The organism is Phycisphaerae bacterium (genome assembly GCA_017999985.1).
In the GTDB taxonomy this organism is placed as follows: Bacteria; Planctomycetota; Phycisphaerae; order UBA1845; family Fen-1342; genus JAGNKU01.
The window spans coordinates 14922-28243 of record JAGNKU010000016.1; the positions used below are offsets into that span (position 1 = coordinate 14922).

General features: G+C 68.3%; 10 protein-coding genes. 2 read left to right on the top strand and 8 right to left on the bottom strand.

The window, feature by feature from the left end; genetic code table 11:
- Positions 1-2 precede the first annotated feature (2 nt).
- The 4 genes from nadB to KA383_17450 form a co-directional block, all read right to left on the bottom strand.
- The gene (gene nadB / locus KA383_17435) at positions 3-1649 is read right to left on the bottom strand and encodes an L-aspartate oxidase (protein ID MBP7747901.1); all 1647 of its coding nucleotides are present in this window, start codon (positions 1647-1649) and stop codon (positions 3-5) included.
- Positions 1650-1658: 9 nt separating this feature from the next.
- Positions 1659-2228, bottom strand: a complete 570-nt coding sequence (locus tag KA383_17440) for a 5-formyltetrahydrofolate cyclo-ligase (protein ID MBP7747902.1) — start codon at positions 2226-2228, stop codon at positions 1659-1661.
- A gap of 2 nt (positions 2229-2230) precedes the next feature.
- Entirely contained in the window at positions 2231-3571 is a 1341-nt protein-coding gene (locus tag KA383_17445; GenBank protein ID MBP7747903.1) for a replication-associated recombination protein A, read from the bottom strand.
- Between the two features lie 107 nt (positions 3572-3678).
- Positions 3679-5205 carry a SpoVR family protein gene (locus KA383_17450; GenBank protein MBP7747904.1) on the bottom strand — a complete coding sequence of 509 codons (1527 nt, stop codon included), beginning with the start codon at positions 5203-5205 and terminating at the stop codon, positions 3679-3681.
- A 176-nt stretch (positions 5206-5381) separates the two neighbouring features.
- Between KA383_17450 and KA383_17455 the strand changes: the two genes are divergently transcribed.
- On the top strand, positions 5382-5939 hold the full coding sequence (locus tag KA383_17455) for a hypothetical protein (protein ID MBP7747905.1): 558 nt from the start codon (positions 5382-5384) through the stop codon (positions 5937-5939).
- Positions 5923-7503, top strand: a complete 1581-nt coding sequence (locus KA383_17460; protein MBP7747906.1) for a DUF2723 domain-containing protein — start codon at positions 5923-5925, stop codon at positions 7501-7503. Before KA383_17455 ends, KA383_17460 begins: the two co-directional genes overlap by 17 nt.
- On the opposite strand, the gene KA383_17465 is transcribed toward KA383_17460, so the two are convergent.
- The 4 genes from KA383_17465 to KA383_17480 all read right to left on the bottom strand — a co-directional run bounded on the left by KA383_17465 (position 7493) and on the right by KA383_17480 (position 13322).
- Entirely contained in the window at positions 7493-8476 is a 984-nt protein-coding gene (locus KA383_17465; GenBank protein MBP7747907.1) for an electron transfer flavoprotein subunit alpha/FixB family protein, read from the bottom strand. The two genes, KA383_17460 and KA383_17465, sit on opposite strands and share 11 nt — an antisense overlap.
- Before the next feature lie 68 nt (positions 8477-8544).
- Positions 8545-9333, bottom strand: a complete 789-nt coding sequence (locus KA383_17470) for an electron transfer flavoprotein subunit beta/FixA family protein (GenBank protein ID MBP7747908.1) — start codon at positions 9331-9333, stop codon at positions 8545-8547.
- 87 nt (positions 9334-9420) lie between these two features.
- A complete protein-coding gene (locus tag KA383_17475; GenBank protein ID MBP7747909.1) occupies positions 9421-12285 on the bottom strand; it encodes a DUF4091 domain-containing protein in 2865 nt (954 codons plus the stop codon).
- Complete coding sequence (locus KA383_17480) at positions 12282-13322, bottom strand: hypothetical protein (GenBank protein ID MBP7747910.1); 1041 nt, start codon at positions 13320-13322, stop codon at positions 12282-12284. The genes KA383_17475 and KA383_17480 overlap by 4 nt, the downstream gene beginning before the upstream one ends.

Genomic DNA, 13322 nt, shown 5'->3' on the forward strand with positions numbered 1-13322 from the left:
GCTCACGCCTCCGCGACCGGGCTGGTCGACACCTGGACCTCGTCGTCCGTCCGCACCAGGTCGATATGGCATCGCCAGTGCGGGTCGGGCTGCGGGAAATCCGTGCGGTAGTGCACGCCGCGCGACTCGCAGCGCGTGGCCGCGCCGGTCGCGATCCCCAGCGCCACGGTCAGCAAGTTTTGCGTTTCCCAGGCGCGCGGCGTATCGAAGACCTTGTCCATCACGTAGCGCGCCCAGAACTCCACGATCTCGATCGTCTCGCGCAGCCGATCGCCGCTGCGCTCGACCGCCACGTTGCGCGACATCAGGCTCGTCAGGCTGTTGGCGACGTCGGTCAGGTCCAACTCGGTGCGGGTCGAGCGCGGCAGCAGATGACTGACCGGCAGGGGGCTGTTGATGCGGTGATTCGCGGTCGCCAGCTCGCCGGCGAGTCGCCCCGCCCGCCGCCCATAAACCAGCCCTTCGAGCAGCGAGTTGCTCGCCAGGCGATTCGCGCCGTGCAGCCCGCTCGACGCCACCTCGCCGCACGCCAGCAGCCCGGCCAGGTTCGTCTGCCCGCGTTCGTCCACCACGACGCCGCCCACCGCGTAGTGGGCGCTCGGCCGGACGGGAATCAGGTCGCGTTCCGGCTGGATGTCGAAATCGGCGCACAGTCGCGCCAGGTTCGGAAAGCGCTCGGCGAAATGCCCCGGCGGAAAATGCCGCACGTCGAGATACACGCAGGGGCTGTGCCCGCGCTGCATCTCGGCGGCGATGGCACGGCTGACAATGTCGCGCGGCGCCAGCTCGGCGCGCTGGTCGTAGTGCAGCATGAATCGCCGGCCCTCGCGGGTCACCAGGCGCGCGCCCTCGCCGCGGACGGCCTCGCTGATCAGCTCGCGGGCGGCCCCGGCGACGTACAGCGTGGTCGGGTGGAACTGCACCATCTCGAGATCGCGCAGCACCGCGCCGGCCCGAAACGCCATCGCCAGCCCGTCCCCGGTCGCCACGGCGGGGTTGGTCGTCTCACGGTAGGCCCGGCCGCAGCCGCCGGTCGCGAGGATCGTCGTGGTGGCCCAGAACATCTGGTGGCCATGCTTCGGGTGGGCGGTGAGCACGCCGACGACCTGTCCTTCGTGCGTCAGCAGGTCGATCGCAAAGCACTGTTCGAAAATGCGGATGCGCGGATGGGATTGCGCCCGCGCCAGCAGCGCACGCAGGATCTCGCGCCCGGTCGTGTCGGCGGCGTGGATGATCCGCGCCACCGAGTGCCCACCCTCGCGACCGGCCTCGAGCTGCGGGCCGTTGCGGTCAAATACCGCGCCGTATTGCTCGAGCGCCCGCACCAGCTCCGGCGCCTCGCTCACCACGCTGCGGATGAGCGCCGGGTGGCCCAGGCCACAGGCCACGTCGATCGTGTCGCGGGCGTGCTGGTCCGGCGTATCGCCCGGAATCGTCGCGGCCGCGATGCCGCCCTGGGCGTAGGCCGTGGCCGAGTGATCGGCGCGGTCCTTGGTGACGACCACGACGTCGGCGTGCTCGGCCGCCTGCAGTGCCGCTTCCAGCCCGGCGATGCCGGAGCCCAGCACCAGCACGTCGGTGAACAGGTGCGGCAGGCGGTGGTGCTCAAAATTGGTCAGGTAGCGGCGGCGGCCGATGGCACTGCTCATGGTCGGGTTCTAGTGTGAGAAGCGGCGCACGCGGGCGTCGGTGACGAGCATATCGACCCGCACGTCCGATGGGCCGACCGGGATGCGCTCGACGACCTGGTCCTCGAGGGCCAGGGCGCACGAGACGCCACGAAAGTCCGGGTGCGATAGGAAGCGGTCATAGAAGCCGCGCCCGCGGCCTAGGCGGTTGCCGTGCTCGTCGAAGCCGAGACCGGGCACGATGACGAGGTCGATGTCGGAGACGGGGATGGGCATCCCCTCGACGGGCTCGCGGATGCCCATAAAGCCTTCTTGTACGCCGCTGGCCAGGGACTGGATCTCGACCGGCAGCATGCGCCGCTGGTCCCAGGAGACACGCGGGGCCAGGACGGTCTTCGTGTCGGCCCAGGCCTGCAGCGCGAGCTGGCGCGTGTCCACCTCGTGCGCGGTTGACAGAAACAGCATCAGGACCTCGGCGCGCCGGTACTCGTCCTGCTCGCAGAGCAGGCGACAGGCGGCGGCGCTGCGCTGCTGGAGGGCCTCGGGCGCGATTGCGCTCAGGCGGCGGCGCAGGTCCTGTCGCAGCAGTTTCTTCGGCACCGTCAACTCTTCTGCTTGGGGCTGGACGTAGCAGGATGTGCCGCGCGCATCGCGCGCCACTCCCGTACCATACGTCCCTCCTGTCCACGCTCCGTGGGATTGTAATACGTCCGGGCCACTCCCAGGTAGTCCTGCGGAACATAACCTGAAGGATCATCGTGCGGGTACTTGTACCCCGCGCCGCGCCCCAGCCGGGCTGCGCCCCCGTAACTCGCGTCCCGCAGGTGCGGCGGCACCGGCAGCGTCAGCCCCTCGCGTACCTCCTGGCGGGCCGCGCCGATCGCCAGCGTGACGGCGTTCGATTTCGGGGCACACGCGATGTACACGGCCGCCTGCGCCAGCGCGAATTGACACTCCGGCAAACCCACGGCCGCCGTGATCTGGACGGCCGCGGCGGCCAGCACCATCGCCAGCGGGGCGGCGTTCCCCACGTCCTCGGAGGCGCAGATCGCAATCCGCCGGGCGATGAAACGCGGGTCCTCGCCGCCCTCCAGCATCCGGGCAAGCCAGTACAGGGCCGCGTCGGGGTCGCTGCCGCGCATGCTTTTGATGAAGGCGGACGCGATGTCGTAATGCGTGTCGCCGGTGCCGTCATAACCCTGTGACTTCTGCTGCATGGACTCCGCGGCGATCGCGACCGTGACATGCGGCGGGGTGTCCCCGTGTGACTGCGAGAGCACGGCGACCTCGAGCGCGGCGAGCGCACGCCGCGCATCGCCGTCGGCGCGCTGGGCGATGAAACGCAAGGCGGCGTCATCGGCCGTCGCGCGCGCGGCACCCAGGCCGCGCTCGCGATCCGTCAGGGCCCGCCGGAGCAGCACCTCAATCTGCTCCGGCGTGAGCGGGCGGAACTCGAAGACCTGGCTGCGTGAGATCAGGGGACTGTTGACGGCGAAGAAAGGGTTTTCGGTGGTTGCGCTGACCAGGACGAGCGTGCCCTCTTCGACGTCGCGAAGTAGTACGTCCTGCTGGGCTCGGTTGAAGCGGTGTATCTCGTCGAGGAACAACACGGTGCGCTGGCCATGGGCGGTCAGCCGGTCGTGGGCGGCTTCGATGACGGCGCGGACGTCCTTCACGCCCGCCTCAGCGGCGTGGAGTGTGACGAACTCGGCCTTGGTGTAGCCGGCAATCAGCCGGGCAAGCGTCGTTTTGCCGCAGCCGGGCGGGCCGTAGAGAATCGCGCTGGTGAGCCGGTCGGCTTCGAGCAGTCGCCGGAGCAGCCGGCCCGGCCCGGCGAAGTGTTCCTGGCCGACGAACTCGTCGAGGTTCTGCGGACGCATGCGGACTGCAAGCGGTTGCACGCGTTGCACAGCAGCCTCCCGTTGTGCGGCGAACAAGTCCATGGACGGGCAGTATAACCGCCCGGCGGCGTCGGGTCAGGCGTTATTGCGGGCGAACCGGTAATTCAGCGCACCGCCCGGCAGCGCAAGTGTGCACCACCCAGGCGCGCTCACGCCACCGCGTGCGCGGGTTTCGGCAAGTCGTCCCGGATTTTCTGCTGCGTAACGCTGTCGCCGGACGTGGTGAACAGGACCATGTCGTCCTTGATCCGGGCCTGGAGGTGCACCGGGCGCTGCCACAGCTTCTGCAGGTTCGTGAGGCACTCGGTGGCGTACTTGATGTCCAGGTCAATCCCGATGTGCTTGTGCGCGAGGTACAACTCGCCGCGATTCGCGTAGTTCCCGTCGACCACGTAGATGTACGGCTGGCCGTGGTTGGTCAACTGGAATAGCAAAGTCTGTTTGATCTGGTTGAAGTCGTGATTCACAACCACCATGCGCCCCGTCGCCGGGTCACGCCGGTAGTGATAGAGCTTGTAGCGGTCGACGAACTCCGGCGTCAGGAATTCGTCGATGAACGTGACGTCGTTGTGGACGCGCCGGGCCTCGAAGATCTTCTGCAAACCCTGGCCCAGCCCGGTGTCCCAGCGGCGGCGCTGCTCGATCGACTCGCACTCCTCGTATTCTTTGCCGAAGCGCCCGCGGTTCCAGCGGTCCTCGATGTCGCGGAAGAGCTCGACGCCCATCTTGTACGGGTTCAGCCGCCCCGGCCCCGTCGCCAGCGTGCCCGAGTGGTGGTCGGCATAGGTGATGAGCTCGTCGTCGCGCAGGTGAAAGCGCGTCATCATGCGCGAGTGCCAGAAGGTCGCCCAGCCCTCGTTCATGATCTTGGTCATGCCCTGGGGCGCGAAGTAGTACGCCTCCTCGCGGATGATGTCGAGGCAGTCGGCCTGCCAGTCCGCGAGCCGGGCGTGATGTAGGACGAAGGCGAGCACGTCGCGCTGTGGCGCGCTCGGAAACGCCTGCCGCTGGGCCTGCTCGGCCTTCTCTTCCGCCTCGCGCTCGGCGCGCAGCCGATCCGGCGGATTGATGTAGCGCTCCATGTACGGCTTGGCCGGGTAGCGGATGCCACGCTCGACCTGCTCGCGCAGCGTGGGGCGCTGTGGCCGGCGCGGCGGCTCGGCACGGGCCATGAACGGCGAGTAGGGGTCGATCAGGTTCTCCAGCGACAGGCACACGTCGAGGAACTGCTCGACGGTCTCGAAGCCCTCCCGGTCAATGTGCCGATGGATCCGGGTGGCGTGGTTCGCCATGCCATCCATCATCTTGCGGTTAGTTTTGCTGAACCAGACGTTGTTTTTGAAGAAGTCGCAATGGCCGTACACGTGCGCCATCACGGTCTTCTGATCGACGAACTCGTTGTCCGACAGCAGGTAGGCGTAGCAGGGGTCATTGTTAATGACCATCTCGTAGATCTTGCCCAGCCCGTACTGGTGCTGCTTGCGGAGCCGCTCGTAATCCATGCCGAAGCGCCAGTGCGGATAGCGCTGTGGAAAGCCCCCGTACGCGGCGATCTGGTTCATCTGCTCGAAATCGAGGATCTCGAAGATCGTGTCGAAGAAGTCCAGCCCCTGGGCGCGGGCCACTTCCTCGATGACACGCCGCTGTCGCTCCAGCTCGGGTGGAATCGTCCTCAGCACGCGGACCTCCAGTCTGCTGTCTGTCGGATTCTATCGTCCTTCGGGCCGGCGGTCTTCTGGCGGCCGCCCGGACGCAGCTCTTTCCCGGCCGGCGATTTACGAACCGCCCGCCGTCGGGTAGATTCTGGACCGCGGCCGCCGCCTCGGTCGCGCCGCGACCGCGGGAGATCGCCATGGACGCTGAGACGCCGCCCGCTGCCACCACCGCCGAGCCCGCCGTTGTGCCGCGCCGCAAGGGCCCACCGGCCTGGGGCGTCGCGCTCTTCCTGGTCCTGCTCGCGGGCGTGATCGCCACCAGCCAGTGGCTTACCACGTCGGGCGCCCCCGTGCAGTGGATCGACGACGATCTCGCGGTGGCACTGGCCCAGGCCCAAAGCCGCCGCTGCCGCGTATTCCTGTATCTCTATGAGCCCAACGACCCGATCCATGCCCGGAATGAGCGCGAGGTGTTCGCGCAGCGCTGGGCACGCCGGCCGCTCGAGCAGGCCGTCAGTTGCCGGGTCGCCCTCCAGCCCGGAGACGTGCGGCGCGTGAAGTACGGGTACGAGGGCCGCCCGCTCTTCTTGCTGCTCGATGCCAAGGGCAACCGCCAGGGACCGGCGGTGTCCGGGGCCGTGGACGAACGCGAGTTCATGACCTTCATTGGCCGGCCCGCGCTCGATTACGCCGCCCAGCAGGCCCAGAAGGCGTCGGCGGGACAGTCTGAGGGCCAGGATGGCGCCCACCGGTAACATCGCCGCGCGTGATCTGCGCGTCGCCGGTCCGCGTCGCCGGCTCTCCCCCGCGGTCGTGGGCTTGGCCGCCGGGCTGGCGGCGCTCGTGCTATACGCCGCCACCGGCTCACGGGGTGTGGAGTGGCAGGACTCCGGCATTCACCAGTATCGCATCCTGACTGGCCGAATTGAGAGTCCGCTCGGGCTCGCCTTGTCGCATCCCCTGCACTATTGGCTCGGACGCCTGATGCTGCGTGTCCCACTGGGTGATCCGATCCACAAGCTCAACCTTTTGTCCGGTCTGTGCGGGGCCGCCGCTGTGGGCGTGCTCGCCGGTGTCCTCACCAGGCTGACGCGCAGTGCGTTGGCAGCCGGCTTTGCAGCGGCGGCCGTGGGGCTCGCTCACGCGTTCTGGCAGATGTCCGCGCTGACCGAGACGTACACCCTGGCGGCCATGCTCATGACGATCGAGTGGGCCCTCTTGCTTGGATTCGTGCATTCACAACGGCCGATCTGGCTCGTCGGTGTCTTGGCCGTAAATGGGCTGCAGGTTGCGGACCACCTGCTCGGCCTGTTTCCGTTGCTCTCATATGTGGTCCTGCTGGCAGTCCTGGTCGTGCGTGGCCGTGTCCGGCCCGGCTGGCTCGTAGTCGCTGCGGGCGTCTGGTTGCTGACGGCTTCGTGCTATTGGACCCTCGTCCTGGCGCATTGGCAACGAACGGGTGACCTGGCCGAGACTGTTCGCTCTGCGCTGTTTGGTGGCAGCGCGCGAACGACCGGCTGGACTGGCAATGTCCTTAACGTTCAGATGTCGCTCGCTCAGATCAAGCTTGTCACCTTTGCGTTCATTTACTGCTTCCCCTGTGCGACAGCAGCGGTCGCCTGCGTTGGTCTGCTGCGACGGGCACGCGGCAGACGGCGCATCTTTCACTGGGTGCTGCTCGGGCAAACCTTGCTGATCTGCGTGTTCGTCGGCCGCTACAGGATTCCTGACGTCTACAAGTACTTTGTCCCGATCTGTGCAGTGACCGCGCTCTGGTTCGGTTGGGGGGTAGCAGGGATGCTACGCCGTTGGCGTGTTGGACCTGGCAGGTGGTGGCTGCTGGGGCTGCTGACCGCGAATGCGCTGCTACCGGTGGTGGTGTACTTTTGCTTTCCCATCCTCGCCGCGAGCCACGGCTGGCTCGCGGGCCAGTTGCGGGACATTCCCTACCGCGACGAATATCAGCATTTCTTTCGACCCTGGCGGCATAGCGGACGCGGTGCTGCGACGTTGGCGTCCAGCGCCATGGAGCAGCTGGGATCCGGCGGCTGGCTGATCGGTGATAACACGACCGCCTTCCCTGTGGCAATCACCTATCTCGTGCAGGGCGGCCCGCCCGCGGTGCGCGTGTACTGGTTCCGCGAATGCCTGACCGACCCCGCCCAGCCGCCACTGACAGACGACGAACTCGGCGCACACGTCCGCGGCGGCGGTCGCGTGCTGCTCGTGCCGTCCGCCTTGATCGAGCGGCAGATTCCGCCGCCGCTCGAAATCGACAAGAGCCAGCCGCTCTGGCGCGTGGTCGCGCCTACCCCTTGAGCTTCTTGATTTCCGCCGTCATCGCCGGCACCACCTTGAACAGGTCGCCGACGATCCCATAGTCCGCGATCTTGAACAGCGGCGCCTCCTTGTCCGTGTTGATCGCGACGATCACCTTGCTGCCGCGCATGCCCGCCAGGTGCTGGATCGCGCCGCTGATGCCGCATGCGATGTACAGCCGCGGCGTCACCGTCTTGCCCGTCAGGCCGACCTGCCGGCTGTGCGGCTGGTAGCCGGCGTCGCACGCGGCGCGCGAAGCGCCGACCGCGGCGTCGAGCTCTTTGGCCAACTCAAAGATGATGCGGAAATTGTCCTCGTTCTTTAGCGCCCGCCCGCCGGACACGATGATGTCTGCCTCAGTGACGTCCTTGACCGTCCCGCCGGCCTTCGCCAGCTCCTTCACATCGATGCGATCATCGCCGGCGACCGGGGCGTACGCCAACGTCTCGCGTGCCGCGCCGCCGCCGCCGGTCGCGGCCGGGAAGCTGTTGGGCCGCACCGTCGCAACCGCCAGCCGATCCTTCGGGAACCGCACGTGACAGAACGCCTTGCCGTTGTACACGGGCCGCCGGACATCCAGCCCGCCGTCCGCGCCGATCGTCAATTCAACAACGTCGGTCGCGACCGCCGCTTGCATCCGGGCGGCGACGCGCGCCCCCAGATCGCGCCCCATGAACGTCGCCGGCAGCAGCAGCACGCGCGGCTCGACCTTCGCGACGGCGGCGGTCAGGGCCGTGCGATAGCGGAGGGCGGAATACAGGCCCAGCGCCGGCGCACTGGTCGTGATAATGCGGTTCACGCCCGCCTTGTCGAGCGCGGCCGTCGCCGCATCGAGCTTGTCACCGATCAGGCACGCCACGACCTGACCGCCGGTCTTCGCCGCCAGGTCGCGGGCGGGCGTGACGATCTGCAAAGCCGTGGGGTGAAGTTGGTCATTTCGCTGTTCGGCAAAGATCAGAATATCGTTGCTCATGTTCGCTCCAGGCAGCTCTCAGAGGTCATGGTCCAGTCGCGCACGGGGCCGGGACCCCGCCCCCATCATCAGATCGCCTTCGCCTCTTCGCGCAGCAGGCGCACCAGCTTGCGGGCGGCTTCTTCCGGCTCGCCGGGGATCAGCTTGCCCGGCGGACGTTCCGGCGGCGGCTGGAACGTGTGCAACTGCGTCCCCCCGACCGCGCTCGTCGCGAAGCCCGGCACATCGGCCGCCTTCAGCACCTGCACTGGCTTCTTCTTGGCCTTCATCAGGTTGGGCAGCGACGGGTAGCGCATCTCGCACAGCCCCTTGTCGCACGTCAGCAGCGCCGGCAGCGGTACCTGCACGACTTCCTCGGCCCCCTCGATGCGTCGCCGCGCCGTGAAGGACTTGCCATCGTCGGCCACTTCCAGCTTTACCGTCGCGCCTACGTGCGGCAGGTCGAGCAGCTCGGCCAGCGCCGGCCCAAGCTGTCCGCTGTCGAGGTCGATCTCCTGCTTGCCGATCAGGATCAACCCGTAGCCCCGGTCCTTGACGACGGCCGCGATCAGGGCGGCAAGCTGCAGCTCATCGAGCGCGTCGAATGCCGGATCCTGGAGATGAATGCCATCGTCGCAGCCGACGGCCAGCGCGGTCCGCAGAGCTTCCGCGGCCTGCGCCGGCCCGACGATTAACGCTGTGGCGGCCTCCACGTCCTTGCGTTTCTCACGCAACTGAACGGCCTGCTCGATGGCAAATTCGTCGAACGGGTTGACCACCATCTTCACACCGGTGCGGTCAATGTCCTGACCGTCGGCGCGGATCTTGATCGCGGTGGTCGAATCGGGCACTTGACGGACGACAACGAGTACCTTCATGCGCTCTACCTCGACACGGTCTGGATGTGCGGATCCCGGAAAACCGCGATCATAGCGGCTGCCGCCGGAATCTCCAAGGCGGGCGGCTCAGGGCCAGAGCATGATCAGATTGCCTAGCGCTGCCGGGGTGTAGCAATAGCCGCGCGCGCCGGACCAGGATGAGTATTCCCCGTGCCGGGCGTCCAGCCGCGTGATGTTGAGCCCCCAAACGCGGTTGCGGCGGGCTTCTGCGCCAAACGCCGTCAGCGGAATGGCCAGTTCGACGACCCAGTGGTCGCGCTCGATGTTCACCGCGACCCGCGCTCCACAGGGCCACGTCTCCGACGTGCCCATCGGCGGCTCGGTCCGGCAACCGTTGCGCGCCACCAGCAATCCGGTCGGCTTGACCTGCACGCAATACAGATCGCTGCTCGTCCCCGTCGCCACGCCGCGCGGGTCAATCAGGACTTCCACGACATCCTGGCCCCACGGCAGCGCGCCGTCGATCGTGATTGTGTTATCCGCCCGCGCGACCGGCGGCTCGCCAGGCTTCAGCCGGCAACGCACCCCCACGTACAGATGTGCCCGATCCATCGCGCAGTACGCCTGCGTGCCCAGCGCCGGCAGGTCCGTACCCGCCGCGACCGCCGCCTGGCTCAGCCGGCACAGGCGAAAATCACCGGCCGCGTTGTTCGACGCCAGCGGCCAGTCGTCCAGACGCCCGTCTACCGTGGGCGCCGTGTCCAGCATGGGACACACGGCCACCGCAAGCCGGGCGGGCACGCGAAACGTGCCGAGCGCGGCGGTGTTGAACGCCAGCTCGAACGGGTACACGCCGTCGATGTTGTACGCCAGCCCGGTCATGCTCAGTTCGAGCTGGACTGGTCGGCGCGTGCCCGCGTCGAGGCTCGTGACGACCTCTGCGGCCTGCTGCCAGCCCGGTGGGGGGACGGGCAGCAGCCAGCGCCCCTCGAGCGGGCGGTTCGTCGTGTTGAGCACGCTGCCAAACACGTCGGCCCGCAGGGTTTCGGTCGCCGTGCTCAGACGCACGCCGTTCACCGTGGCGACGACGCGCTCCGCCTGGTTCATCATCAGGCCCCACTGCGACAGGCCGTCGATCTGTCGCTGGCGCGCGGTGGGGTTCGGCTCGAACTGACCGGCCAGCTCCTGGAGCATCAGCGTCCGGGCCAGTCGCAGCACAGCGGTCTGTCGCGGCCAGCCGGTCTCCTTGCAGCTCACCAGGTTGTCCAGACAGGCGTCCGTGCACGCCCAGCGGACGATCTGGCCCGCCAGGGTCTGCGCGAGCAGCCGCTTGCCGTTGTCTTCCAGCAGCCGCAGCAGCGCGTAGTCCTGCAAACCGCGCCGCAGACGCTTGAGGCGCAGCGAGGCGAGCGGCCGATCACCCACGCCATATTGTTCCCCGGGGTAGATCAGGCCACCGGCGAGCCACGGGGTCAGGGCGCTGCCGCTGGACGCCGTGTCTCCGATCTTCGCGGCGTGCTCGATCCAGACGGCGTCGGCGCCGTAGCGGTAAGCCTGCCAGGCAATGATCCGCCCATCCGCGGCGGGGCCTTCGACCGTCAACGCGCCGCTGTACGGTGGGTAGTCGGGCATGAACCACGTGCGCTTGCCGAGTTTGCGCTCGCGTTCCATCGCCGCCGGCTCGTACCACATCGCGGGCGGCGCCCAGATTTGCACGTCGGGCAGCTCGATCGGCGGGGCCTCGTGCCAGCCGAGGCCGCGCAGCGAACGCGCCGGCAGGTGGGCCACCACCGGCAGCCCGGCTTCACTCTGCTGCACGATGCCGGTGATGCGGCGGGCCTGGTTCACCGCCCCCGACGTGAGGGGTTCGGGCGGGGCGAGCCGCACGAATGCACGCTCCAGCCAGCCCCGCTCGGCAAAATGCCGTCGGCATTCCTGCAGATATGCCGCGAGCAGCCGCGCGTAGCGCGGCGACTCCAGTCCGCCGTTGCGCTCCGCACTCGGGTAATCGAGCGTGGCCGGAACCGCCCAGGCTTCGAGCCGCACGCGGTCGTGGAAGCCCGAGCCGTCCAGCCACGGCGTCACCAGTTGGTCGTAATCCGCCCAGTCGACCTCCACTTCCCGCTCGCCGATCGGCCGGAATTTCGGGAACGAGCCCCACAGCACCGGCGTCGTCCGGTGCTCCTGGAATGTCTCCATCGTCTGGTTGACGAGCTGCACTGCGGCCGAGTGGTTCGGCAGGGTGGGGAGCAGATGCAGCTCCTCAGGCGCGGTGCGCGGCCAGCGCAAGTGCCTGGTCAGCAGGTCCTGCGCGTCCAGGCGACAAATGACGGCCAAACCGCGTCGGTCCGGCAAAGCGACCGGCAGGACTTCCAGCCGCAGTTGGCACGTGAAGACCGGTGTGGCGTCGCGTCCCCGCCGAACCTCGATCCGTCCGCTGTACTCACCGGGCGTCGCCGTCGCGGGCACGTGCACGTCGGCCCAGATGATCTCATTGCGGCGGTCAGCGAGCGTAACGGGGCCACCGCCGCGCGCTGCACGCCAGGGGACCGCGATGTCCGGGAACAGGCCAGGGGTCGCGGGGCGGGCGGCGGCCGAGGCGAACCAACTGCGGAACTGCTCGACACGGGCGTACTGGATGCGATACAGCGTTGTGACGCTCGCGGCCGGCAATGTCTCCGCGGGGCCGGTGAGGTCGGTGATACGCACATCAAACGGTCCGGCCGGCGGCGCGGCGGTGTGCAGCGCGATCTGGAGGTCGATGGTCTCATTCAACGCGGCCTGGAGACGCACTTCGCCGCGGGCTGCGGAATAGATGTCGTTCTCGAGACTGGGTGGCGTGTCGGCCGCCAGCTCCTCGTCGCCGCTCACGATCCAGAACGAGACATTGCGTGACGCGCCGGGGAGTGCGCAACCGGTCGAGAGCACCAGCGCGAGCGACACCAGGGCGAGCGAAATCCAAAGCCCTGCGCTGCGCGATTTGGTTCTCATGAGCGTGGCTCCGGCCAACCTTGCACCTGGTAGAGCTTCAACGGCGCCTCGGGGTGACCGGTGCGTGCGGCCAGGTGGATGGCCTCCAGGAGCGCCGTCACCGTCAGGTGCCGTTCCAGCAGCGCTGCGGCCCGGTCACGCGCCCCGCTGCGGACGAGTTCCGCGAACCGCAGGAGATCACTTGCCAGGAAGTCGCTCGGCAGGGGACGCTGATCGAGCGTCTGCCCACTGCCGTCCAGCAACACCACCACCTCGTCCGTGAGCGTCACGGACGCATTGTGCGCGTGGTGAGCGAGCATGAATTCGTGGCCGGGCAGGTCCCACGTGGCCCGGAGGGCCGCCGCGCCCCCGTCCGCGTATCGCAGAATTGCCGCCGCGGTGTCCTCGACCTCGCGACCCGCCGCCGCCGACGCCGCGCGAAACCGGCCGATGACGGCGTCCACCGTGTCGGGCAGCCCGCGGACGGCGACCAGGGCCTCGAGCAGGGCATATCCCGCGTCGCCGAGCACGCCGGCTGTTGCATCATTGGAACGGACCCCGCCGGGTACCGCCTTCGGTTGAGGGGCGTTGACGCGCAAATCCGAAAACCGCGGCGTGAAACCGTCCGGCCAGTGCAGTTCGTGCCAGACGTGATCAGCGACGTACTCCCACCAGGACGCCACGCGGTGGATTGTTGGAAGTTGTCGCAGGCGCGTGACGAGTTCGGTGCCCTCGGCGAAACTGCGCGCCAGTGGTGGGTAGCGCCACACATGCAGGCCCCGCTCGGCCGCCATGCGGACGAATTCCACCTCGCCGCGCGTCCCGGTGGCAAACAGGACGGCCTCCAGGCCGGGCTCGGCCAGCAGGGTGCGCGGATCATCAAACCGCGGCACGTCGCGCAGGCCCGTTCCCGGCGGCAGGCCGGCCTGCCCGAGCGGCTGGATGAGTAGGCAGCCGTCGATGGCCGCGACCAGCGGCGCGGCGCGCGCGCCGTCGGCGACCAGCCCGACGCGCACCGGGCCCCGCGATTTCTGCTCGTTGTTTGCCGCTGTGCTCAT